General features: G+C 65.6%; 20 protein-coding genes and 1 tRNA gene. 7 read left to right on the forward strand and 14 right to left on the reverse strand.

What is annotated here, in order from left to right; all coding sequences use genetic code 11:
- Nucleotides 1-14 precede the first annotated feature (14 nt).
- Together Q9293_RS04465 and Q9293_RS04470 are read right to left on the reverse strand one after the other, a co-directional pair.
- The gene (locus Q9293_RS04465; RefSeq protein ID WP_372342175.1) at nt 15-1181 is read right to left on the reverse strand and encodes an MFS transporter; all 1167 of its coding nucleotides are present in this window, start codon (nt 1179-1181) and stop codon (nt 15-17) included.
- A 49-nt stretch (nt 1182-1230) separates the two neighbouring features.
- Entirely contained in the window at nt 1231-2445 is a 1215-nt protein-coding gene (locus tag Q9293_RS04470; RefSeq protein WP_306250454.1) for an MFS transporter, read from the reverse strand.
- Between the two features lie 44 nt (nt 2446-2489).
- Here Q9293_RS04470 and Q9293_RS04475 point away from each other — a divergent pair, with 44 nt between their 5' ends.
- The gene (locus Q9293_RS04475) at nt 2490-4013 is read left to right on the forward strand and encodes an acyl-CoA carboxylase subunit beta (RefSeq protein ID WP_306250457.1); all 1524 of its coding nucleotides are present in this window, start codon (nt 2490-2492) and stop codon (nt 4011-4013) included.
- A 12-nt stretch (nt 4014-4025) separates the two neighbouring features.
- Here the strand turns inward: Q9293_RS04475 and Q9293_RS04480 are convergent, their stop codons facing one another.
- Nucleotides 4026-4562, reverse strand: coding sequence for a hypothetical protein (locus Q9293_RS04480; protein WP_306250459.1), 537 nt, complete (start codon nt 4560-4562; stop codon nt 4026-4028).
- Nucleotides 4563-4709: 147 nt separating this feature from the next.
- Between Q9293_RS04480 and Q9293_RS04485 the strand changes: the two genes are divergently transcribed.
- Nucleotides 4710-5231, forward strand: coding sequence for a DinB family protein (locus Q9293_RS04485; RefSeq protein WP_306250460.1), 522 nt, complete (start codon nt 4710-4712; stop codon nt 5229-5231).
- Here the strand turns inward: Q9293_RS04485 and Q9293_RS04490 are convergent.
- The 3 genes from Q9293_RS04490 to Q9293_RS04500 are packed head-to-tail and all read right to left on the reverse strand — an operon-like array spanning nt 5174 to nt 6465.
- A complete protein-coding gene (locus Q9293_RS04490) occupies nt 5174-5524 on the reverse strand; it encodes a hypothetical protein (protein WP_306250462.1) in 351 nt (116 codons plus the stop codon). The genes Q9293_RS04485 and Q9293_RS04490 overlap by 58 nt on opposite strands.
- Nucleotides 5525-5533: 9 nt before the next feature.
- Nucleotides 5534-5911 (reverse strand): hypothetical protein, encoded by a 378-nt coding sequence (locus Q9293_RS04495; protein ID WP_306250464.1) that lies wholly within the window; start codon nt 5909-5911, stop codon nt 5534-5536.
- Between the two features lie 8 nt (nt 5912-5919).
- The gene (locus Q9293_RS04500) at nt 5920-6465 is read right to left on the reverse strand and encodes an RNA polymerase sigma factor (protein ID WP_306250466.1); all 546 of its coding nucleotides are present in this window, start codon (nt 6463-6465) and stop codon (nt 5920-5922) included.
- A gap of 152 nt (nt 6466-6617) precedes the next feature.
- Here Q9293_RS04500 and Q9293_RS04505 point away from each other — a divergent pair, with 152 nt between their 5' ends.
- Complete coding sequence (locus Q9293_RS04505; protein WP_306250467.1) at nt 6618-7430, forward strand: alpha/beta fold hydrolase; 813 nt, start codon at nt 6618-6620, stop codon at nt 7428-7430.
- Nucleotides 7431-7560: 130 nt separating this feature from the next.
- The gene (locus Q9293_RS04510; RefSeq protein ID WP_306250469.1) at nt 7561-8070 is read left to right on the forward strand and encodes a lipocalin family protein; all 510 of its coding nucleotides are present in this window, start codon (nt 7561-7563) and stop codon (nt 8068-8070) included.
- A 36-nt stretch (nt 8071-8106) separates the two neighbouring features.
- On the opposite strand, the gene dtd is transcribed toward Q9293_RS04510, so the two are convergent.
- Nucleotides 8107-8541, reverse strand: a complete 435-nt coding sequence (gene dtd / locus Q9293_RS04515) for a D-aminoacyl-tRNA deacylase (protein ID WP_306250471.1) — start codon at nt 8539-8541, stop codon at nt 8107-8109.
- Between the two features lie 198 nt (nt 8542-8739).
- Between dtd and Q9293_RS04520 the strand changes: the two genes are divergently transcribed.
- A complete protein-coding gene (locus Q9293_RS04520; protein WP_306250473.1) occupies nt 8740-11457 on the forward strand; it encodes a S9 family peptidase in 2718 nt (905 codons plus the stop codon).
- Nucleotides 11458-11598: 141 nt separating this feature from the next.
- Nucleotides 11599-13596: a PAS domain S-box protein gene (locus Q9293_RS04525; protein ID WP_306250475.1), complete on the forward strand. Its 1998-nt coding sequence runs from the start codon at nt 11599-11601 to the stop codon at nt 13594-13596.
- Nucleotides 13597-13617: 21 nt separating this feature from the next.
- Here Q9293_RS04525 and murJ read toward each other — a convergent pair whose 3' ends face one another.
- From murJ to acnB, 7 genes are all read right to left on the reverse strand, one after another.
- Entirely contained in the window at nt 13618-15222 is a 1605-nt protein-coding gene (murJ, locus tag Q9293_RS04530) for a murein biosynthesis integral membrane protein MurJ (RefSeq protein ID WP_306250477.1), read from the reverse strand.
- 40 nt (nt 15223-15262) lie between these two features.
- Nucleotides 15263-15338, reverse strand: a tRNA-Thr gene (locus tag Q9293_RS04535).
- Nucleotides 15339-15365: 27 nt separating this feature from the next.
- A complete protein-coding gene (gene accC / locus Q9293_RS04540; protein ID WP_306250479.1) occupies nt 15366-16796 on the reverse strand; it encodes an acetyl-CoA carboxylase biotin carboxylase subunit in 1431 nt (476 codons plus the stop codon).
- A gap of 2 nt (nt 16797-16798) precedes the next feature.
- Complete coding sequence (gene accB / locus Q9293_RS04545) at nt 16799-17278, reverse strand: acetyl-CoA carboxylase biotin carboxyl carrier protein (protein ID WP_372342194.1); 480 nt, start codon at nt 17276-17278, stop codon at nt 16799-16801.
- Between the two features lie 213 nt (nt 17279-17491).
- The gene (nusB, locus tag Q9293_RS04550) at nt 17492-17959 is read right to left on the reverse strand and encodes a transcription antitermination factor NusB (RefSeq protein WP_306250484.1); all 468 of its coding nucleotides are present in this window, start codon (nt 17957-17959) and stop codon (nt 17492-17494) included.
- Nucleotides 17960-18448, reverse strand: coding sequence for a 6,7-dimethyl-8-ribityllumazine synthase (gene ribH / locus Q9293_RS04555; RefSeq protein ID WP_306250486.1), 489 nt, complete (start codon nt 18446-18448; stop codon nt 17960-17962).
- Between the two features lie 113 nt (nt 18449-18561).
- Nucleotides 18562-21138, reverse strand: coding sequence for a bifunctional aconitate hydratase 2/2-methylisocitrate dehydratase (acnB, locus tag Q9293_RS04560; protein WP_306250488.1), 2577 nt, complete (start codon nt 21136-21138; stop codon nt 18562-18564).
- Nucleotides 21139-21325: 187 nt separating this feature from the next.
- On the opposite strand from acnB, the gene Q9293_RS04565 reads away from it, so the two are divergent.
- Entirely contained in the window at nt 21326-22528 is a 1203-nt protein-coding gene (locus tag Q9293_RS04565) for an HD-GYP domain-containing protein (RefSeq protein WP_306250490.1), read from the forward strand.
- Nucleotides 22529-22535 lie beyond the last annotated feature (7 nt).

A 22535-nucleotide genomic window follows, 5' to 3' on the forward strand; every position in this document is an offset into this window, starting at 1 on the left:
TTGATGCAAGTGCTTCAGTCCCGGCTCAGCTTCAGAGCCATGGGCAAGGCCGCCAGCATGGCCAGGGCGCCCACGGCCCAGCCCAGCCGGTAACTGTGATGGCCGATGACCCAGCCCAGGCTGAAGCTGCCCAGGCCGATGCCCGCGTCGAAGGCGAAGAGCAGGGCGCCGAAGGCTGAGCCCCGGCGCTGGGGATCCACGGATTCCAGCAGCTTGGCGTTGAGGAGGGTGTGCAGCATGCTGTAGCCCGCGCCGTAGAGCAGGGCCGCGGCGATGTGTCGTGGCATCCCGCCGGGCAGGAAGGCCAGCAGGGCGAGGCCCGCGAAGGCTCCCAGCAGCATGCCCGGCAGTTTGCGGATGGGCCGCTTGCCGAACCCCCTGCGAAGCATGGCCAGGCGCATGAGGACCATGCCCACGGCCATGAACGATAGGAAGGCCGAGGGTAGCTTCATGCCCAGCGCCAGGCCTTCCTGGGCCGTGTAGCTGCCGATGGCGCCATAGCCCAGGGCGGTGCAAAACAGCACCAGGCAGGGGCCCAGCACCACAACATCGGGCCACTTGAAACCCTCGGCCCGGCCATGGGCGTGATCCGCGGGCAGGGTGGTGCCCAGGGCGCCCAGCAGAAGAAAGAGCAGGGCCAGATACCAGCCAATGGGGGCGAAACCCCAATGCTGGAAGATCCACATGCCCAGCAGGGGCCCCACGATGACGCCACCAGGGCTGGCCAGGCCGTAGAGGCTGAGGCCATCGGCATGGCGATCCTTGGGCAGCACGTGGGAAAGGGAGGCCATGGTGGCTGTGAGCAAGCCCGACCACACGATGCCGTGGGGGAAGGCCAGCAGGTAGAACCCCCAGCGGCTGGGCATCACGGCATAGGCGCCCAGGAACACTGCATAGAGCATGGCGCAGCTGACCACCAGGCGGCGGTGTCCCACGCGGTCACCCAGGGGCCCCGTGAACAAGGCGCCGATGGCGCTGCCCGCCGTGAAGAGGCTCATGAAGCGCCCACTCTCCGCGAGGCTGGCGCCCAGTTCCCGCAGGCGCAGGGGCACCGTGGGGAAGAGCTGGAAGGCGGCGAAGAAGGTGACGAAGGTGAGGGCCCAGACCAGGGCGAAATGGCGAGTCACGAGCCGCGTTTTGGGGTGGAAAAGATTCGTCATGCGGCACCTCCTGTGCCGCACCCTTCGGGCTTCGGCTCTGCCAAAGTGGCACTTCGCTCCTGCTGCGTGCTCATCCCTCCAGGATGCCAGAGGGCGGAGGCTCGGGTGTCATGCCTGCCTCGCGGCTGAGGGAGCGGCGGACGATGCGGCGGGCGGCGGGAATGGACAAGGCCATGAGGGCGGCGCCGAGGGCCCAGCCCCAGCGGAAATTCCGATGCTCCATCACCCAGCCCAGGCCCAGGGCGCCCAGGGCCGTGGCCGCGTCGAAGGCGAAGAAGAGGGCCCCCACGGCGGCGCCCGTGCGCTGGGGCGGCGTGGTGGCGAAGATGTTCATGAGCAGCAGGGTGTGCACCATGCCATATCCCGCGCCGTAGATGAGCCCCGCGAGCAGGTGGCGGGCCATGCCGCCTGGCAGGAGGGCCAGCAGGGCGTAGCCCACCGTGGCCAGGGCAATCATATACGGGAGCAGCCGTACGGGGCGCTTTCCCATGCCCGTGAGCGCCAGCAGGCCGCGGATGGCCATCATGCCGAGAGCGAAGCAGGTGAGGAAGGTGGCGGGCCAGGCCATGCCCAGGGCCTTGGCCTCCTGGGCGCTGTAGGGCGGCATGGGGCCGAAGCCCAGGCCCACCAGCAGCATCACCACCACCGTGCCCCAGACCGCGCGATCAGGCCACTGGAACAGGGCCGCGGGTTCGATCTCTCGGGGGGCCTCGCGGGGCAGGGCGCCGATGAGTCCGTGCAGCACGGCGAACACGCCCGCCAGCAGAATGAGCATCCAGGCGAAGCCCAGGTGGGGCATCAGCCAGAGGCCCACCAGGGGCCCCACGGCCACGCCACCTGGGCCCGTGAGGCCGAAGAGTGACATGCCCTGGGCCCGGTGTTCGGCGGAGAGGATGCCGCCCACCTTGGCCACGGAGGCTGTGCGCAGGGCGGACCAGAGCAGGCCGTGCACCGGCGCCAACAGGTAGAACACCCAGCGCACCTTCAACAGGGCGTAGATCACGAGGATCAGCACCACCGCCAGGGAAGCCACCCGCAGCACCCGCCGCTGGCCCAGGCGGTCGCCCAGGGGTCCTGTGCAGAGGGAGCCGAAACCTGAACCCAGCATGAACGCCGTCTGGAAACGCCCGCTCTCCGCGAGGCTGGCGCCGAGCTCGCGCAGGCGCAGCGGCACCACGGGGAACAGCTGGTAGCCCGCGGCAAAAACCAGGAAGTAAAAGGAACACAACACGATGAAGGGTGCCGTGAAGAACCCCCTGCGCCTCGACTCCCCCGCGACTTCCATCCCTCCAGGATCGCATATGCTGGAGGAACCATCCCGAGGTCCCTATGCAGTTGGATTCCTTCCAATCGGAAGTTGCGCGCATCAAGCAAGGCGGCGCCGCGAAGGCTCATGAGAAAAATGCCGAGACCGGCAAGCTCTTCGCCCGTGAGCGCATCCGCCTGCTGGTGGACGAGGGCAGCTTCATGGAGGATGGCCTCTTCGCCAATGCCCTGGCCAAGGACCTTCCGGCGGATGGCGTCATCACCGGGACGGCCACGGTGAACGGTCGGCCCATGGCCCTCATGGCCAACGACAGCACCATCAAGGCCGGCAGCTGGGGCGCTCGCACGGTGGAGAAGATCATCCGCATCCAGGAAGTGGCCCTGCGGATGAAGGTGCCCATGCTCTACCTGGTGGATAGCGCTGGAGCGCGCATCACCGATCAGCTCGACATGTTCCCGGGCCGTCGTCACGCGGGCACCATCTTCCACATGGAGGTGGCGCTGTCGGGCCTGGTGCCCCAGGTGTGCCTGCTCTTCGGCCCTTCGGCGGCGGGTGGCGCCTACATCCCCGCCTTCTGCGACGTGGTGATCATGGTCGAGGGCAACGCCAGCATGTACCTGGGATCGCCTCGCATGGCGGAGATGGTCATCGGCGAAAAGATCTCGCTGGAGGACCTGGGCGGCGCCCGCATGCACTGCTCCGTGAGCGGCTGCGGCGATTTCCTGGTGAAGACCGAAGCCGAGGCCATCGCCCTCTGCCGCCAGTATCTCGGCTACTTCCCCCAGCACTGCGAAGACGCTCTGCCCGTCGCGGAACCGAAGGCTGTGTCCGCCAAGGCGAAGGACCTGGCCGCCCTAGTGCCTCAGGACATCATGGCCCCCTTCCAGATGAAGGATTTCATCGAGGGCCTTGTGGACGAAGGCAGTTTCCTGGAGGTGAAGAAGCTCTTCGCCGGGGAGATCATCACAGGGCTGGCCCGCATGAATGGCAAGCCCGTGGGCATCCTGGCCAACCAGCCCCGTGTGAAGGGCGGCGTGCTCTTCGTGGACAGCGCCGACAAGGCCACACGCTTCATCACCCTCTGTGATGCGTTCGGCCTGCCGCTGATCTTCCTCAGCGACGTGCCGGGCTTCATGATTGGCAGCGCCGTGGAGAAGCAGGGCATCATCCGCCACGGAGCCAAGATGATCAGCGCCATGGCCAGCTGCAGCACGCCCCGCTTCTGCGTGGTGGTGCGCAAAGCCTACGGTGCGGGCCTCTACGCCATGAGCGGCCCTGGCTTCGATCCCGACGCCACTCTGGCCCTGCCCACGGCCAGCATCGCCGTCATGGGCGCCGAGGCCGCCGTGAACGCCGTGTTCGCCAACAAGATCGCCGAAAAGCCCGAAGCGGAACGCGCCGCGTACGTGCAGCAACTCCGCAACGAGTACAACGAGGACATCGACCTGAAGAAACTGGGTGCCGAGATGCACGTGGATGCCATCGTCGATCCGGCACAGCTCCGGGGTGAACTGATTGCCCGCCTGACTCGCGCCCGGCGTCGGGAAATGTGGCCCGCCAAACGGCGGGCTGTCACTCCAGTCTGAAACGTTTCTTTCTTACTTACCTTCCTTGACCAAGGCTTCTCCGGCGAGGCGCAGGGCTTCGCGCGTCTCGGGTTTACCCGCATTGGGGGAGATCTGCAGCCCCTTGGTTTGGGGACCCACGGCGAACCAGGCGCCCTTGTCGAGCCAGCTGGTGTGGATGGCGGCCAAGGGGGCCCGGCCCGCGCCCTGCACGATGGCGATGGCCGTAGGGGAACCGGGCTTGATGAGGGGGTCGTCCTCCATGAAGAGCACCGCCTGGATGCCCGCTTGGACGCAGAGCTTCCGAACCGACTCCGGCTGAACCTTCTTGGAGCCGTCGATTGGGATCAGCTTGATGTCCAGCCCGTAATCCTTGGAAGCGGAGCCTTCGAATTCCAGCCGGTTCAAGAGCGTGGCGCTCTGATCGTAGAACACGCCGATGGTTCGGGCTTCCGGGAAGGCCTTGGAGAGGACGAAGAGGGCTTGGTCGTAATCCCCAGCCTGGGCCAAGGGCCCCGAGGAGAAGGCCACCAGGGCGGCAGCGAACGAAGTGCGAAGGGGGCTCAGCATCGGATCCTCATAGGGAACCCGTTTTTTCGGCATGGGAACGGGCATTCTTGAGCCCTGATTTCTGAGCCCTGGCGCGCCGGTCCGCCTTCTTTCAGGAGGGGCAATCTCGACCTGCTATGCTCCCCGGGGTTCTCCAGGGAGGCTCACATGTTTCGCCGCGTGGACGATTTCAAGACCATCTGGCAACAGGAGGCGGAAAAAACCTTGGCAGTGCTTGCCGCCATTCCCGATGCGGCGGCCCATCAGGCGGTGGATGCGCAGCACCGGGATTTGCGGCGCATGGCCTGGCATCTGGTGGAAACGGTGCTGGAACTGCCCCAGCACCTGGGCTTGAAGGTGAAGGGCACCGTGGGACTGGGACCCGATGGCCTCATCGCCACGCCGCCTCCACCCACCATGGCCGAGATTGCCGAGGCCTACCGCGTGGCCAGCGATTCCCTGCTGGATCACATCGGCAGCTGGAACAACACCGAACTGGGTCGGAATTTCAACCTCTACGGGGAAACGTGGACCGGGGCCTTCGCGCTGTTCGTACTGGTGACCCACCAGACGCACCACCGCGGCCAGATGACCGTGCTGCTGCGCCAGGCGGGCCTGCACGTGCCCAGCACCTACGGACCGACCAAGGAGGAATGGGCGACCTTCGGCATGGAAGCCCCGAAGGTCTGACCAGGGGCGCGCTCCAGCCTGCCAATCTCCAGCCTCAGATCCACGGCCCGCTTGAGGGCCCTCAGGCCAGTGGAGCGATGCCCCTCCTGGAACAGGTCTCCCAGCAGTCGGGTCAAGCCTTCCGCGTCGGCGAGGGCCTCCCGCCGCTGCGAAGGGGACAGACAGGGTGCCGCCAGGGCCCGGTCGTAAAGCTCACGCGCCAGCCCCACGAGCTCTGTGGCCTTGGGGGGCATCGGTTCCGCGATGAGGCCAGACGGGGGCCATGGTCTGGGAGGGCGGGTGGGCTCAGACATGGTCGCTCCCTAGGCGTTGGGGTGCGGCTTGTCGTTGGGGCGTCCGCCCTTCGCATAGTCCTGGAAGGATTTCTCCCCGATGTCCTTCCACCAGTCTTCATATTCCCGCCAGCCGTGGCGGTGCGGGTGGTGCCTCCGGCCGTGGCCATGGCCGTGGTGAAAGCCACCTACGAGGATCCGGGCCAGGAGAATCAGGCCGACACTCTGCCAGAACGTGATGACCCGCGTTCCCAGCAGGCTCGGCAGGATGTGGTTCCACAGCAGCATGACGACGCCGCCGAACACGATGGCCAGGACGGCCGCCAGGGCGAAGCCTGCCACGATGCGACCGGCCACATGCAGGCCCCCCGGGCGGTGGGAAGGGTGGTGGGAGTGGTGAAAGAACATGGGGGCTCCTAGGAAAGGTTGCGGTAGTCGGAGAGAAGGTCGCGGAGGCGGGCGGTGGCGCGGCTCTTCCGCGAGAGCAGGGTGCCGATGGGTTCATCCCAGTCTTCGGCCAGATCGCGAAAGCTGCGGTCGTCGATCTCGGTGGCCACCCACACGGCGCGCTCCTTCGGACGAAGCTGGCCGAGGGCCCATTGGAGTCGTTGGCGAAGTTGGGACTGTCGGTATTCCTCTTCCGGGGTGGGAATCACGTCTTCAGGACGGATGGAGCGGGGTTCGCCCGCATCCTGGGCGGCGGGATGATCCAGCGAGAGGGTTGGGATGCTGCCCCGCCGGTGGTCGGTGATGCGGTTGGCCAGCGAGCGGTAGAGGTAGGCGGTGAGGTTTTCGATGTCGACGATCACATCGGCGCGACGCAGCAGGTTGTAGGTGACGTCTGAAACGATGTCTTCGGCGTCCATGCCGGAGAAACCTGCCACCTGTCGGCGAACGAAGCCGAGCAGCCGAGCCTTTTCGCGCTCGAACACCTCTGCCAGACGGTTGCTGCCCTCCTCCATGGTGTCTGGCCCCTCCCCTGGTATGGCTCAAATGACTGCTTCCGAACTCCAAGACGGCAGGGTTCTCCTTTTATTGCATCCATCTTCCCGCTGCTCTCACTGAGGTGGACGGTGGGAGGCTATCCTGCGGGGGATCCTACCCGGAGGTTGCCATGCCTTGCCGCGCGCTCCTGCTTTGTTTCGCCACCTTTTTCCTGCAAGCGGCCCTCCCCTCCTACCAGAAGGTGGGTTCGGGCCCTGGTGTGCTGCTGGTCCACGGCTTCGGCGGCAACAAGGAGGTGTGGGCGGGCGTCCTCGGGGAGCTTGCCCGGGATCACACGGTGGTGGCTGTGGATCTTCCCGGCAGCGGCGGCACGCCGGGCCCGCAGGTGCTGGAGGGGCGGGCGGACATGGGCACCGTCGCCCGGGAGCTGGCTGCGCTGGTGCGCAAGGAGGGCTTGGCGCCCTGCCTGGTGGTGGGCCATTCCATGGGCGGGCCCCTCGCGGCCGGTGCGGTGCTGGCCGACCCCAGCGCCTTCCGCGGTCTGCTGCTGGTGGACAGTTTTCTGGGCGCGATTCCCGAGGCCTACATGGAGCCCGTGGCAGTGGCCCTGGCCAAGGATCCCGCACCGACCCTGAGCACCTTCTTCGGCCGCATGACCTCGGGGGCTGCGCAGACGGATCGCCTGGTGGCGGATGGCCTGAAGGTGCCTGTGGCCACGCTTCAGGCCTATCTGCGAGCCATGACGAAGGAGGCCCTGGGTGGTCGCCAAGCCCAGCTGCATCTGCCCGTGCTGCAGCTGGCCGCGGGCCCGCGGGAGGTGGATCCGGCCAAGGAGTCCGCCACCCTCGCGATGTATGGATTCAAGGGGATCCCCGCCTTCCGACTGCTGCACTTCCCCACCGCCAAGCACTGGATCATGTGGGACGCACCCGAATCCTTCCTGATGGCCCTGCGCGCCTTCGAGGCGGGTTTGGGACGCTGAGTTCTTCTCGAAAGCTGAGTGGCACGAGGATGGACAACCGGTTGTGAAGCCGCCCCAGAAGGCCCCTCCCTGGGCGAGTCCACCATGGGGCCACGACACTCAAAATCACCGGGTTCGCAAGGAGGTCGCCATGACACGTTCACTCCACCTGCTGACCCTGGGTTGGCTACTGACGATGCTGGGCTGCACGGGCGTTCCTGATGGCGTAAAGCCTGTGCAGGGCTTTGACCTGAACCGCTACCTCGGCCAGTGGCACGAGGTGGCCCGCCTGGATCATGGCTTCGAGCGCGGCCTGACTCAGGTCACGGCGACCTACAGCCTGCGCCCGGATGGCAGCGTGAAGGTCCTGAACCGGGGTTGGGATGCCACCTCAGGCAAATGGAAGGTGGCCGAAGGCCGAGCCCTCTTTGTGGGTGCGGCCAGCGAAGGGCGGCTGAAGGTGTCTTTCTTCGGGCCCTTTTACGGGGCCTACACCGTCATCGAGCTCGAACCCGAGCGCTACTCCATGATCTGCGGGCCCAGCCGCTCCTACTTCTGGATTCTTGCCCGCCAGCCCAAGCTGGATGCGAAGACCCTCGAGCGGCTGCTCGATCGGGCTCGGGCCCTGGGTTTCGCCACGGACCAGCTGATCTATCCCTGAGCGGCTCATCGGGCAGATCCCCGGCTCCAGGGCGGCTCACCGCTCCAGGATGAAGGTCACGGGGCCATCGTTGACGAGCTCGACTTCCATGTGCTCCTGGAAGAAACCCGTCTTCACTGCCGGGTGCTGGGCTTTCAGCAGACCCAGAAAAACGTGGAAGAGCTCCCGGGCGGCCTCGGGGGCCATGGCGCCATCAAAGGAAGGGCGTCGGCCTTTGGCGATGCTTCCCGCCAGGGTGAACTGACTCACCGCGAGGATCTCGCCGCCCACTTCCTGCAAGCCCCGGTTCATCTTCCCGTCCTCATCCTCGAAGATGCGCAGCGAGGCGAGCTTGGCCGCGGCCCAGGCGCAGGTTTCCTCCGTGTCGCCGGTTTCAAGCCCCACCAGCACCAGCAGGCCAGGGCCGATGATCGCCTCCTGGCTCCCGCTCTGGACGCGGGCCCGTTTTACACGCTGGATGACGGCCTTCACGGGAACCTCCCGCCCATGACTTTGCCATGGACGAGACGGACTCAGGAGAGTTCGGAGTCATCAGACGGCCTTCCCCGTCGACCTGCGCCATCCGACCGTCCACCCCCCGGGGACGACCGTCCAGGCAGCCGTTCTCAACCGGGAGAGCCTCCAGGCGTAACCTGTTTTTCCAATCCCCCCTCACAAGGAGTCTTGCTTATGGCCCCCCTCGCTCATCTGCCCGGCCTGTTGCGCTCGGCCTTAGCCCTCGCCTTGGTGTTGCCCCTGGCCGCCGAAGGGGCCAAGCCACCTGCGGCCCAGGCTCACAAGAACCAGCTGCCCCCGCTCATCGACCGGGACAAGTTCTTCGGCAATCCCGAGATCGCCGGAGCCCAGCTCTCGCCCGATGGCAAGTGGATCGCCTTCCTCAAGCCCTACAAGGACACCCGCAACGTCTGGGTGAAGAAGGTGGGCGAGCCCTACAGCAAGGGACGCCTCATCACGGCCGATCCCAAGCGCCCCATTCCGGGCTTCTTCTGGAGCCGGGATGGCAAGCAGATCCTCTTCGTGCAGGACAAGGATGGCGACGAAAACTACAACGTCTACGCCGTGGATCCTTCGGCTCCGGTGGCCGCAGGCAAGGAGGTCCCCGAAGCCCGCAACCTCACGGCCGCCAAGGGTGCCCGGGCCCAGATCCTGGCCGTGCCCAAGGCCGATCCCGACACGATGTACGTGGGCCTCAATGACCGCGATGCCTCCTGGCACGACGTCTACAAGGTGAAGATCTCCACGGGTGAGCGCACCCTCATCCGCAAGAACACCGAGCGGATTTCAGGCTGGGTGTTCGACAAACAGGCCAACCTGCGCCTGGCCACCCGCACCACGGATAAGGGTGATACCGAAATCCTCCGCGTGGATCCCGAGGGTTTCACCAAGGTCTACGAGTGCAACGTCTTTGAATCCGCTGGACCGGTGAACTTCCATAAGGATGGGAAGCGGGTCTACCTGGAGACCAACAAGGGCAACCGCGATCTGGCCGAGCTGGTGCTCTTCGATCCCACCACGGGCAAGGAAGAGAAGATCGAATCCGATCCCAAGAACCGCGTGGATTTTGGCAATGCCATTTTCTCCGATCTCACGGACGAACTGCTGGCCACCACCTATGAGGACGAGCACACCCGCATCTACTGGAAGAACAAGGCGTGGGAGGCTGACTACAAGCTGCTGCAGAAGCTGTTGCCAGGCCGCGAGATCGGCCTGGGCTCCATGACCAACGACGAGCAATTGCTCATGGTGAACGCCTCCAGTGACCGCGATCCGGGTACCCGCTACCTCTTCGACCGCCGCACCAAGAAGCTCACCAAGGAATACACCTCCCGCGAGGATCTCCCCCGTGAGCCCCTGGTGGCCATGCAGCCCATCCACTACAAATCGAGCGATGGTCTGGAGATTCCCGCCTTCCTGAGCCTGCCGAAGGGCATTCCCGCGAAGGACCTGCCCCTGGTGGTGGTGCCTCATGGTGGCCCTTGGGCCCGAGACAGCTGGGGCTACAATCCCTTCGCGCAGTTCCTGGCCAACCGCGGCTACGCGGTGCTGCAGCCCAATTTCCGCGGCTCCACCGGCTATGGAAAGAAGTTCCTCAATGCAGGCAACAAGCAGTGGGGCGACCTCATGCAGGACGACATCACCTGGGGCGTGAAGCACCTGGTGGCCAACGGCACCGTGGATGCCAAGCGCGTGGGCATCATGGGCGGCTCGTATGGCGGTTACGCCTCGCTGGCGGGCGTGGCCTTCACGCCCGACCTCTACGCCGCGGCGGTGCCCATCGTGGGGCCCTCGAACCTGCTGACGCTGCTTGAAACCATTCCGCCCTATTGGGAAGCGGGCCGCATCATCTTCCACGAGCGCATGGGCAATCCCAACACGCCCGAGGGCAAGAAGCAGCTGGAGCGCCAGTCGCCGCTGAATTCCGCCGACAAGATCAAGACGCCGCTCCTCATCGTCCAGGGCGCCAATGATCCCCGCGTGAAGAAGGCCGAAAGCGATCAGATCGTCATCGCCCTGCGCGACCGCAACTTCCCCGTGGAGTATCTCTGCGCGCCGGATGAGGGTCATGGTTTCGCCCGCCCGGTGAACAGCCAGGCCATGTTCGCCGCCGCCGAGAAGTTCCTGGCCAAGTATCTGAAGGCCCGCTACCAGGAAGGAGGGAAGCCGGATGTGGTGAAGCGTCTGCCGGAAATCACCGTCGATCCCAAGACCGTGGTGCTGGCCAAGAAGACCGATGCCGCTTCCGTGGGCCTGCCCAAGGCGGTGGCCCAGCCCATCGCTGGCACCTTCAACTACGCGGGCACGCTGGCCCTTGGCCCCCAGAACATGCCCCTCAGCCAGGTGCGCACCATCAAGGAAGAGGGTGGAACCTGGGTGATCACCGAGGCCACCAAGCTGCCCATGGGCGATGCCCTGGACACCACCACCATCGCCAAGGACACGCTGGTGCCCCAGAAGCGCCTGGTGAAACAGGGCCCGGCCACCATCGAGATGACCTTCGATGGCACCAAGGCCACGGGCAGCCTGGCCATGGGCGCCGAGCCCAAGCCCTTCAGCATCGAGTTGGGTGGCCAGGCCTATGCGGAGGGTTCCGCTTCCCAGGATTCTCTCGCGGCCCTTCCTCTGGCCGAGGGCTACAGTGTGACCTTCCGCAACGTGGATCTGCAGAAACAGAAGGTCGATCTCAAACAGGCCAAGGTGGTGGCGCAGGAATCCGTGACGGTGCCTGCGGGAACCTTCAAGGCCTGGAAGGTGGAGATCACCTCCGCCGTGGGCGATCCCGGCAGTCAGAACCTCTGGGTGGACACCGCCACCCGCAAGGTGGTGAAGACCAGCGCGGTCCTGCCTCAGATGGGCGGCGCGGTGATCACCATGGAACTGCAGAAGTGAAGTTGGCTTGATCTGCAAAGCGGCCGGGATTTTCCCGGCCGCTTTTTTGTGTGAGGGCGCTCCGATTCAAGGTTTCGCCAAAAACACCGAGAAGGCGTTCAATCCATGGAATGACCCAAGCCATCCCCAGAGGAGGTGCCGATGGGGGACGAAGCCCAGGATGTGGAAGCCCTGAAGGAAGAAATCCGGCGCTTGAAGTGGCGGGTGTCCACCCTGGAGACCGTGGAGACGGAATGCGCCCGGGCGCTGAACGCCCTGGCGGCCAGCGAGGACCGCTACCGCCGCCTGCTGGATGAAGCGGGCTTCCCCATCACGATCAGCCATGCGGAAGATTCCACCATCCTCTTCGCCAATCCCCTGGCCTGCGGTCTGTTCGGACTCGAAGGCCCCAGGCCTGCCGGGCGCCGGATGCTGGAGTTCTACGCGGATCCATCCGCGCGCCTGGATCTGGTGGCGCAGCTGCGCGCCCAGGGCAGGTCCAGCGGCTGGGAGGTGGTCATGCTGGATGGCCAGGGTCGGCCCCGCACCCAGATCATCACCGCCTCGCTCATCACCTACGAAGGCCACGAAGCGATGCTGGCCACCTCCAACGACATCACCGAGCGCCGTCACGCGGAAGCGCTCTTCCACACCATGGTGGAAAAGAGCCCCGATGGCTTCGCGATGGCCGATCTGGAAGGCTGCCTCACCTACCTGAGCCCCCGTATCCTGGGCATGTTCGGGTACACCCATCCGAAAGAGATTCTCGGCCGCTCACTCCGGGAATTCATCGCCATGGAGGATCATTCACGGCTGGAGGAAAGGCTGCTGGCGTTGCTGTCCGGGCAGCATGCGGGCCCCAGCGAATTCAAGGGGCTGCGCAAGGATGGCAGCATCTTCTTTCAGGAGACCAACGGGGACGTGCTTCGCAATCCTGATGGATCGCCCCATGCCTTCTTCTTCATCGTGCGCGATCTCAGCAACCGCAAGCGGATGGAACGCACCCTGCGGTGGGGCGAGAAGCTGGAGAGCCTCGGCCTCATGGCCGCAGGCATCGCCCATGAACTCAACAACGCCTTCCAGGTGACGCAGGGCCATCTGGAGATTGTGCAGAGCCTCAGCGCGGGGAATGCCGATCTGGCCAAAGAGCTGTCCCTCATCAGCGGCGGGGTGGACCGGGCCACGGTGCTGGCCAAGGAAATGCTCGACTACTCGGGGCGGACGCTGCGGGAGGAAGCGCCCGTGGATCTGGGCCACGTGGTGGTCGAGGGGCTCGCCCTGTGGCGCACCTTCCTGTCGAGGCCCGCCCGCTTGGCCTACAGCCCCGGCGAGGACCTGCCCTTGGTGCCGGCTGACGAGGGCCAGGTGATGAAGGTGCTGTCCGCCTTCGTGCTGAACGCCATTGAGGCCACGGAGGAAGCCGGTGCCGCCATCAGCATCCGCACCGTTCTGCAGGAGCTCGCGGAGGCGGACCTGCTGGAGGGCTTCTGGCCTGCGCCGGGTCGGGTGGGGCGGTTCCTGCGCCTGGAAGTGCAGGATGGGGGCCCCGGCATTCCCGCGGAGCAGCTCGAGCGGGTCTGCGATCCCTTCTTCACCACCAAGGGACAGGGGCGCGGGCTGGGGCTTTCCGCGGCCCTGGGCATCCTGCGCTCCCACTCGGCCTGCCTGCAGATCCTCAGCACGCCAGGCGAAGGGACCACCCTCCGGGCCTACTTCCCTGTCTCCATCCATGTCCAGGCGGCGATGTCACCCGCAGGCGCCACGCGGCCAAGCGCCCGGGGCATTCTGGTGGCTGAAGATGATCCCGCCATCCGGGATCTGGTGGTGGGCATGCTGCCCAAGTGGGGCTACGGGCCCGTGTTCGCGGCCGAGAATGGCGCCGAGGCCCTGGAGGTGTTCCATGCCAACGAAGCCGCCATCGGCCTCTTCCTGACCGATGCCTCCATGCCGCAGATGAGCGGGCCCGAAGCCTTCGAGGCCATGCGGAAAATCCGCCCCACGCTTCACGGCGTGCTGATGACCGGCTACTCGAAGGCCTTTGGCCGGGGCACGGCCGCGGCCTTCGGCTTCTCGGGATCGCTCCAGAAACCCTTCCGCTTCCAGGATCTGAAAGAGCAGCTGGAAGCGGTGTGGTCTGGCAGGGAGCGCGGAAAACAATAATGGCTCGGGAGCAACCTTGCGTCAGGAACGCCCCAGTTTGCGGCGGAGCTTTCCGACCAGGTCCTTGGCCTCCGGGTGGCCAAGGACCGCGGCGCAGAGGCCGTAGAACAATCCACAGAGGGCGATCAGGGGGAGCAGCCGCCAGCCCAGGGCCCACCGCGTGAAGGCGTGGGGCGCATTCAGCGCCAGCCACGTCGCCCCGCCCCAGGCGGCCAGGCCCATGAGGGTGGAGGCCGCGAGGGCCCGGGCCGTGGCATCCAGCAGGGGCCGGAAGGTCAGCCCCGGCAGGCGAGGTCGCAGGCGCAGCACCAACAGGAGCATGCCGACCAGGCTGGACAGGCCGTTGGCCAGGGCGAGCCCGCGGGTTCCCAGGGGCTTCATCAGGACCAGGCTGAGCAGCACGTTCAGCAGCAGGGTTCCGCCAGCCAGGGCGGCGGGGCCGCGGTAGTCCTTGAGGGCGTAGAGGGCTTGGTTGCCCAGCCGCTGGCCCGCCACGAAGACCAGGCCCAGGCAATTGAATACGACTGTTACCGCGGTCCAATCCGAATCGCCCGGTGTGTAGGCACCGGTGCGGAAGAGCAGGGCGCAGATGGGCCGGGCCAGCACCGCCAGACCCACGGAGGCGGGCAGTACCAACAGGGCCGAAGCCGAGAGGGACTGGATGAAGCTGCGGTTCATGGCGGGCCAGTCTTGGGCCTCTGCCTGCCGCGACAGCGTGGGCAGCCCCGCGGTGGCGAGGCTCATGGCGAAGAGGCCCATGACCATTTCGCTCATCATGCCGCTGTTGAAGAGCACGGTCTGGGCGCCGTTGGGGAGGCGGGAGGCGATGGCGGCGCTGATGACGCCATTGATGGGGTAGATGCCTGCGGCCAGCATGCCCGGCCCCATGCGTCTGAGGATCTTGAACACCCAGGGGTCGCGCAGATGCAGGCCCAGGGAGAGTCCGAAGCCCTCCTGCCGAACGGCGGGCAGAATCACCAGGAGCTGCAGCACGCCCCCGGCCAGCACTGCGAAGGCGCACACCACGGCTCGGGTGTCGAACAGCACAGTGCCGCTTCGTCCCAGCACGCGCAGGGTGGCCCATCCGAAGCCGATGAAGGCCAGGTTCCAGAACACCGATACCGAGGCGGCCAACGCGAAACGGTGGCGCAGGTTCAGCAGCCCCGCGTAGCCCGCCGTGAGGCTCACCAGGGCCAGGTAGGGGAACATGATGCGGCCCAGTCGGGCTGTCAGCTCACCCTGCACCTGGGGCCGGCCCAGGGTGAGAAAGCCCGCCAGCGGGCCCATAAACAGCAGAACCAAGGCCACGCCCAGCAGGAGGAACACCAGCAGGGCACCCATGAAGCGGGCGGCCACAGCCTGCGCCGCCGCGCGGCCTTCGGTGGCCTCCACCTCGGAAAGGGTGGGCAGGAAGGCGGCGGTCATGGTGCCTTCGGCGGTGAAGCGGCGCAGCAGGTTGGGCAGGCGGATGGCCACGAAATACGCATCCGCCGCGGGGCCCGCGCCCAGCACATGGCTGAGGAAGAAGGTCTGGGCCAGCCCCGTGATGCGGCTCAACAGCGTCATGAAGCCCACCACCCCCGCGGAGCGCAGGAGGCTGGGGCGGGGCTGGCTGGAATCACTCATGACCGAAGGGGGTGGAGAGGTCCATGAGGCTCCCAGAGATTGGAGCCGCTAGTCGGAATTGAACCAACGACCATCCGCTTACAAGGCGGGCGCTCTACCAACTGAGCTATAGCGGCACAGTGACAGTCTATCGGAATCTCGCCTTACCGGGGATCTCCGGTGGGATTCCGCTTCAGTTCTTCCATGAAGGTCTCCATCCACTTGGTGGAGAAGGCGCCGGAAATGAAGTCGGGATGGTCCATGATGCGGCGATGCAGAGGGGCCGTGGTCTTGATGCCCTCGATGACCAGGGTGTCCAAGGCGCGGCGCATGCGGGCGATGGCTTCGGAGCGATCAGCGCCGTAGGCGATGAGCTTGGCCACCATGGAGTCGTAGTGGGGGGGGATGACCGCGTCCTGGTGCATGGCCGTATCCACACGGATGCCGGGCCCGCCGGGGAAGTGCAGGGCGGTGATGCGGCCAGGGCTGGGTGTGAACTTGTAGGGATCTTCGGCGTTGATGCGGCACTCGATGGCGTGGCCCTTCTGGACCACATCCGCCTGGGTGAAGCTGAGCTTCTGGCCCGCGGCGATGCGCAGCTGCTCTTTCACGATGTCGATGCCCGTGACCAGCTCGGTGACGGGGTGCTCCACCTGGACGCGGGTGTTCATCTCCATGAAGAAGAAGTCGCCGCGCTTGTCGAGCAGAAACTCGATGGTGCCCGCGTTGTAGTAGCCCACGGCCTTGGCTGCCCGCACGGCGGTATCGCAGATGCGCTGGCGCAGCTCGGGGGTGAGCACGGCGCTGGGGCTTTCCTCGATGAGCTTCTGGTGGCGGCGCTGGATGGAGCACTCGCGCTCGCCCAGGTGCACCACGTTGCCAAAGAGATCGCCCATGATCTGGACTTCGATGTGGCGCGGCTCCAGGAGGTATTTCTCCATGTAGACGCTGTCATCGCCGAAGGCGCCCTTGGCTTCAGTGCGGGCGGTGTTGTAAAGGTCGGGCAGTTCTTCTGCGTTGTTGCAGATGCGCATGCCGCGGCCGCCGCCGCCGGCGCTGGCCTTGACGATGACGGGGTAGCCGATCTGCTCGGCCACCACCAGGGCCTCTTCCACGGTCTCGACGATGCCGTCGCTGCCGGGCATGAGGGGTACGCCCGCTTCGAGCATGGTGGCCTTGGCCTGGGCCTTGTTGCCCATCTTGCGGATGATTTCGGCGCTGGGGCCGATGAAGGTGATGCCGCAGGCCAGGCAGACTTCCACGAAGTGCGCGTTCTCGCTGAGGAAGCCGTAGCCGGGGTGGATGGCTTCGGCGCCGGTGACTTCCGCCGCGGCGATGACCTGGGGGATGTTCAGGTAGGACTTGGAGGAGGGTGCGGGCCCGATGCAGACTTCCTCATCGGCGAAGCGCACGTGCAGGGCATTGCGGTCGGCCTCGGAATAGACAGCCACCGTCTGGATGCCCATTTCCTTGCAGGCCAGGATGACGCGCAGGGCGATCTCCCCGCGGTTGGCGATGAGCACCTTCTTGAAGGGCGGCGCGTCGATGTGGGCCGAGGGAACGACCGTGGTTTTGCGTTTGATGGCAGCGCCCATGGCTAGCCGATCCGGACCGCGAAGAGGCGCTCGCCGTACTCGACTGGAGTGCCGTTCTCCACCAGCACCTTGACGATCTCGCCGGCCACGTCGCTTTCGATCTCATTCATGAGCTTCATGGCTTCGATGATGCAGAGGGTCTGGCCAGGCTTCACGAAATCGCCGGGCGAGGTGAAGGGCGTGGCGGTGGGATTGGAGGAGCGGTAGAACGTTCCCACGATGGGGCTGGTGACGTAGTGGATGCCGGGCTCGTCCGTGGTGGCGGCCAGGGCAGGGAGCGCGGCAGGGGCCGCGGGAATGGCGTGCACAGGCGCGGGTGCCGACGCAGCCATGACGATGGGTGCAGCGACAGGGGCCTGGAAGACCGGGGCCGGCCCATCCTTGCGGATGCGGAAGCGCATGTCGCCGGCTTCGAACTCAAATTCCTGGAAGGGCTCACGGCCCACCAGGGCGATGAGGCTCTTGATTTCATCCAGGCCGATGGGCTGAACCGAAGCTTTGGTGAGGCTCTTGGCGGCAGGGGCAGCAGACTTGGGCGCGGCAGCGGGCTTGGCGGTGGACTTGGCAGCGGGCCGGGGCGCGGGCGTTTTCTTCACGGCCGCAGATTTCTTACGGGAGGTGCTCATCAGGGCTCCAACGGTCAGATCGGGCGAGGGAAGGGATCGAGCATACCAAACCAGGGGGGAGTGGTCAGGTCACGATTCTTCGGAAGGCTCAGCGATGGCCGCCTTCTTTTTGGCGCGAGGGCCGGTTTCTTCTGGGCGGAATTCTTTGCGGGCGGCATCCAGGATGCCGTTGAGGAATTGCGTGCCTTCCTGATCGCTGAATTCCTTGACGATCTCCAGGGCCTCGTTGATGACGATGGGGAAGGGCACTTCCTTGACGAACATGAGCTCGTAGAGGCCGAGGCGCAGCAGGTTCCGGTCCACGGCGGCCATGCGGTGGATCTTCCAGTGCTCGGCGTACTTCCCCAGCACTTCGTCGATCTCGTCCATCTGTCCGTGGACGCCGTCCACCAGGCGCCGGGCGTAGTAGAAGGCATCCCGGTTGAGATCCTGGATGGCGTAGAAGCCAGCGAAGACCTGATCCGGCTGGTAGCCCGTGAGATCCATGGCGTACAGCATCTGCAGGGCGTATTCCCGCCCGCGTCGACGAACTCCCATCTACTTGTGTCCCTTCTTGGTGTTGCCGAGGGTGTGGGCCAGATCCACCATCTCGAGGACGCTCATGGCGGCCTCCCAGCCCTTGTTGCCCATCTTGGCACCAGCCCGGTCGATGGCCTGCTCCACGCTGTCCGTGGTGAGCACGCCGAAGGCCAGGGGCAGGCCCGTGTCGAGCGCCACCTGGGCGGCGCCCTTGGTGACTTCGGCGGCGATCATGTCGAAGTGGGGCGTGCCGCCCCGGATGACGGTGCCCAGCACGATGATGCCGGCGTAGCGACCGCTCTGCGCCGCCAGCTTGGCCGCCTGGGGCAGTTCGAAGCTTCCCGGTACGCGGATGAGGTCCAACTGGTCTTCGTTGCCGCCATGGCGCAGGATGCAATCCTTCGCGCCGTCGATGAGGCGTTCAACAATGAAATCGTTCCAGCGCGAGGCCACCAGGGCGAAGCGGTCGCCCCCGTGCACGCGGATGTGGCCCTCAAAGATCCCCATGGGAACCCCCCGAAAGGTGGTGTAAGAACTGATAAGTTTAGCACGGACCGCCCCGGCGGTCACTCTGAATTGGGTTCGAAGGCGATGCCTCCGAACCCAATTCAGAGCAGGGGCTAGACGGTGACCGTATCCGCCAGCTCCCGGAAATCGGGGATCTGGTCGAAGTTCATGTAGCGGTAGATGTCGGCGGATTTCTGGCCCACGATGCCCACCTGCTCCAGATACTCGGCCACGGTGGGGATCCTCCCCAGCAGGGCGCAGACGGCGGCCAACTCGGCGGAGCCCAGGTAGACGCGGGTATCCAGACCCAGACGGTTGGGGAAGTTGCGGGTGGAGGTGGACATGGCCGTGCTGCCCTTGCGGATGGAGGCCTGGTTGCCCATGCAGAGCGAGCAGCCGGGCATCTCCATGCGGGCGCCGGTGCGGCCCAGGATGCCGTAGTAGCCCTCCTGCGTGAGGATGTACTCGTCCATCTTGGTGGGCGGGGCGATCCAGAGGCGGGTGGGGATGTCCGTCTTACCGTCCAGCAGCTTCCCGGCGGCGCGGAAGTGGCCGATGTTGGTCATGCAGGAACCGATGAATACCTCGTCGATCGTGTCGCCGGCCACCACCGACAGGGGTTTGATGTCATCGGGATCGTTGGGGCAGGCCAGGAGGGGTTCTTTCACGTCGGCCAGGTTGATGTCGATGACGGCGGCGTATTCGGCGTCCGCGTCCGGGGCCAGCAGTTCGGGCTTGGCGATCCAGGCCTGCATGGCGCGGATGCGGTTCTCCAACGTTTCGCGGTGCTCGTAGCCGTTGGCGATCATCCATTTCATCAACGTGATGTTGGACGTCATGTATTCGATGATGGGTTCCTTGTCCAAGCGCACGGTGCAGCCCGCGGCGCTTCTCTCGGCGGAGGCGTCAGACAACTCGAAGGCCTGTTCCACCTTCAGCTTGGGCAGCCCTTCGATCTCCAGGATACGGCCGCTGAAGATGTTCTTCTTGCCCTTCTTCTCCACCGTGAGCAGGCCCTGCTGAATGGCGTAGTAGGGAATCGCATTGACGAGATCGCGCAGGGTCACACCAGGCTGAAGCTCGCCCTTGAAGCGCACCAGTACGGATTCCGGCATATCCAGGGGCATGACGCCCGTGGCGGCGGCGAAGGCCACCAGGCCTGAACCGGCAGGGAAAGAGATGCCGATGGGGAAGCGGGTGTGGGAGTCGCCGCCGGTGCCCACGGTGTCGGGCAGCAGCAGGCGGTTCAGCCAGGAGTGGATGACGCCGTCGCCGACTTTCAAGGAGACACCACCGCGGTTGGTGATGAAGGGCGGCAGCTCGCGGTGGGTCTTCACATCCACGGGCTTGGGATAGGGCGCGGTGTGGCAGAAGGACTGCATCACCATGTCAGCGGAGAACTGCAGGCAGGCCAGATCCTTCAGCTCGTCGCGGGTCATGGGGCCCGTGGTGTCCTGGGAACCCACGGTGGTCATGTGCGGCTCGCAGTAGGTGCCGGGGCGGATGCCCGTGGTGCCGCAGGCGCGGCCCACCATCTTCTGGGCCAACGTATAACCCTTGCCGGTGTCCTTGGGGATGGCGGGGAGGCGGAAGATGGTGGATTCGGGCAGGCCCAGGGCCTTGCGGGCCTTGGCGGTGAGCCCACGGCCCACGATGAGGGGAATGCGGCCCCCGGCACGCACCTCGTCGAAGATGACGTCGGACTTCACCTGGAATTCAGCAATGACCTGGCCGTTCTTGAGGGCCTTGCCTTCGTAGGGGCGCAGCTCGATGACATCGCCCATCTCCATGCCGTTCACATCCAGCTCGATGGGCAGGGCGCCGGCATCTTCCATGGTGTTGTAGAAGATGGGGGCGATCTTGGTGCCCAGGCAGACGCCGCCGAAGCGCTTGTTGGGCACGAAGGGGATGTCCTCGCCCGTGAACCACAGCACGGAATTGGTGGCGGACTTGCGGGAGGAACCCGTGCCCACCACATCGCCCACGTAGGCCACCAGGTGGCCTTTGGCCTTGAGGGCCTCCAGCTGCTTGAGGGGCCCCACCTTGCCGGGCTCGTCGGGGTTGATGCCCGGACGGGCATTTTTCAGCATGGCCAGGGCGTGGAGCGGGATGTCGGGTCGGCTCCACGCGTCGGGTGCCGGGGAGAGGTCATCGGTGTTGGTTTCACCACTCACCTTGAACACCGTGAGGGTGAGGCTCTGGGGCACTTCCGGGCGGCTGGTGAACCACTCGGCCTCGGCCCAGGACTTCAGCACGGATTGGGCGTTGGCATTGCCCGCATCCGCCTTGGCCTTCACCTCGGCGAAGGCATCGAAGACCAGCAAGGTCTTCTTCAGGCCCTCGGCCGCGATCCTGCCCACCTGAGCGTCGTCCAGCAGATCGATGAGGGGCTTCACGTTGAAGCCGCCGAGCATGGTGCCCAGCAGCTCCGTGGCCTTCTCGCGGGAGACCAGGGCAACCTTTTCGGTGCCCTTGGCCACCCCAGCCAGGAAGGCCGCCTTCATCCGGGCGGCATCGTCCACGCCCGCAGGCACCCGATGGGTGAGCAGATCGAGCAGGAAGGCCTCTTCGCCTGCAGGGGGGTGGGCCAGCAGCTCGGCCAGATCGTGGGTCTGAGATTCGGTGAGGGGCAGGGGGGGGATGCCCAGGGCGGCGCGTTCGGCGACATGTTGGCGATAGGCTTGAAGCACGGTCAACCCCCCCTGAAAGCGCCGCTGGGCGCGGTCCGAACCTTCATTCTACATCCCGTGGGTGTTCTGACAGGTCTACACTTCTGCGAGTTCACCGCGGTCAGAGAGGGGCAGAGCCCCGCTTGTGCCACCGCTCATCTTCCCGCCAGGCAGGACCGATCCAGGTAACAGAACGGGGGCAGCACGGATGGCGATCAAGCGGGTGAAGGTCGAGGATCTCAAGGAAGGCATGTATGTCCACGACCTCAATTGCGGGTGGCTGCAGCATGGCTTCCTGCGCCAGCAGTTCCTGCTGAAGAGCACCGATCAGATTGCGAAGATGAAGAAGCAGGGCCTGGATGAGATCTACATCGATACGGAAAAAGGCGGGGATGTCGCCGGGGCGCCAACCCAGGGGGAGATCGATCAGGCCATCGCCAAGCAGATGAAAGATACGGCCGCCGGGGGACCGGCCCTGGCTCCGGCCCGGGTGTCCCAGCGGGAGGAATCCGCCGCGGCCAAGCGCATCATGGGCGACGCCATCGGGGTGGTGGATGGACTGCTCACCGATGTGCGGCTGGGCAAGCAGCTGGACCCTGCGAAGGCCAAGCCCCTGGTGAAGGCCATGCATGCTTCGGTGCTGCGGAATCCCGGAGCCCTCATCAGCCTCTCCCGCCTCAAGAGTGCCGACACCTACACCTTTCAGCATTCGGTGAGCATCTGCGCCCTGCTGGTGTCCTTCTGCCAATCCATGGGCATGGACGCGGCCACGGTGGAGGAGGCGGGGCTGGGCGGCCTGCTGCACGACGTGGGCAAGATGAAGGTGCCCAACGAGATTCTGAACAAGCCCGGCAAGCTCACGGATGATGAGTTCACGGTGATGAAATCCCACGCCTCCATGAGCATGGATCTGCTCGAGGGCGTTCCCGGCGTGTCGCGGATGGTCATCCAGATCGCCGGAGAGCACCACGAGAAGATGGCCGGGGGCGGCTACCCGCGGGGAATCGCGGGCGAGCAGATCTCCCAGATTGGCCGCATGACGGCCATCGTGGATGTCTACGACGCGCTCACCTCGAACCGGGTCTACCACAAGGCCAAGGAGCCCAGCGAAGTGCTGAAGAAGCTGCTGGAATGGAGCGGCTCCCACCTGGACGGCGATCTGGTGCAGCAGTACATCCGCACCCTGGGCATCTACCCCGTGGGCTCACTGGTGCGCCTGTCCAATGATCGACTGGCTGTGGTGGTGGAACAGAGCGAGGATTTGCTGCGGCCCACGGTGCGTATCGTCTATGACATCGGCCGGAAGCTGAAGCTCCAACCCCGCGACGTCGTCCTCACGCCCATCACCGAGCAGATCGTGGACTACGAGGAACCCGCCGACTGGAAGCTGGATCCGACCTTGTTCCTCTAGTCTGGCG

Origin of the sequence: Geothrix sp. PMB-07 (assembly GCF_030758935.1) — a bacterium.
In the GTDB taxonomy this organism is placed as follows: Bacteria; Acidobacteriota; Holophagae; order Holophagales; family Holophagaceae; genus Geothrix.

Coding starts and splice junctions, on each gene's coding strand:
- Q9293_RS04510 (WP_306250469.1), top strand. CDS start 7,561: ATGACACGTTCACTCCACCTGCTGACCCTGGGTTGGCTACTGACGATG.
- ribH (WP_306250486.1), bottom strand. CDS start 18,448: ATGGGGATCTTTGAGGGCCACATCCGCGTGCACGGGGGCGACCGCTTC.
- nusB (WP_306250484.1), bottom strand. CDS start 17,959: ATGGGAGTTCGTCGACGCGGGCGGGAATACGCCCTGCAGATGCTGTAC.
- Q9293_RS04565 (WP_306250490.1), top strand. CDS start 21,326: ATGGCGATCAAGCGGGTGAAGGTCGAGGATCTCAAGGAAGGCATGTAT.
- accC (WP_306250479.1), bottom strand. CDS start 16,796: ATGGGCGCTGCCATCAAACGCAAAACCACGGTCGTTCCCTCGGCCCAC.
- Q9293_RS04475 (WP_306250457.1), top strand. CDS start 2,490: ATGCAGTTGGATTCCTTCCAATCGGAAGTTGCGCGCATCAAGCAAGGC.
- Q9293_RS04505 (WP_306250467.1), top strand. CDS start 6,618: ATGCCTTGCCGCGCGCTCCTGCTTTGTTTCGCCACCTTTTTCCTGCAA.
- Q9293_RS04520 (WP_306250473.1), top strand. CDS start 8,740: ATGGCCCCCCTCGCTCATCTGCCCGGCCTGTTGCGCTCGGCCTTAGCC.
- Q9293_RS04485 (WP_306250460.1), top strand. CDS start 4,710: ATGTTTCGCCGCGTGGACGATTTCAAGACCATCTGGCAACAGGAGGCG.
- murJ (WP_306250477.1), bottom strand. CDS start 15,222: ATGAGTGATTCCAGCCAGCCCCGCCCCAGCCTCCTGCGCTCCGCGGGG.
- Q9293_RS04480 (WP_306250459.1), bottom strand. CDS start 4,562: ATGCTGAGCCCCCTTCGCACTTCGTTCGCTGCCGCCCTGGTGGCCTTC.
- Q9293_RS04500 (WP_306250466.1), bottom strand. CDS start 6,465: ATGGAGGAGGGCAGCAACCGTCTGGCAGAGGTGTTCGAGCGCGAAAAG.
- Q9293_RS04495 (WP_306250464.1), bottom strand. CDS start 5,911: ATGTTCTTTCACCACTCCCACCACCCTTCCCACCGCCCGGGGGGCCTG.
- Q9293_RS04470 (WP_306250454.1), bottom strand. CDS start 2,445: ATGGAAGTCGCGGGGGAGTCGAGGCGCAGGGGGTTCTTCACGGCACCC.
- Q9293_RS04525 (WP_306250475.1), top strand. CDS start 11,599: ATGGGGGACGAAGCCCAGGATGTGGAAGCCCTGAAGGAAGAAATCCGG.
- Q9293_RS04490 (WP_306250462.1), bottom strand. CDS start 5,524: ATGTCTGAGCCCACCCGCCCTCCCAGACCATGGCCCCCGTCTGGCCTC.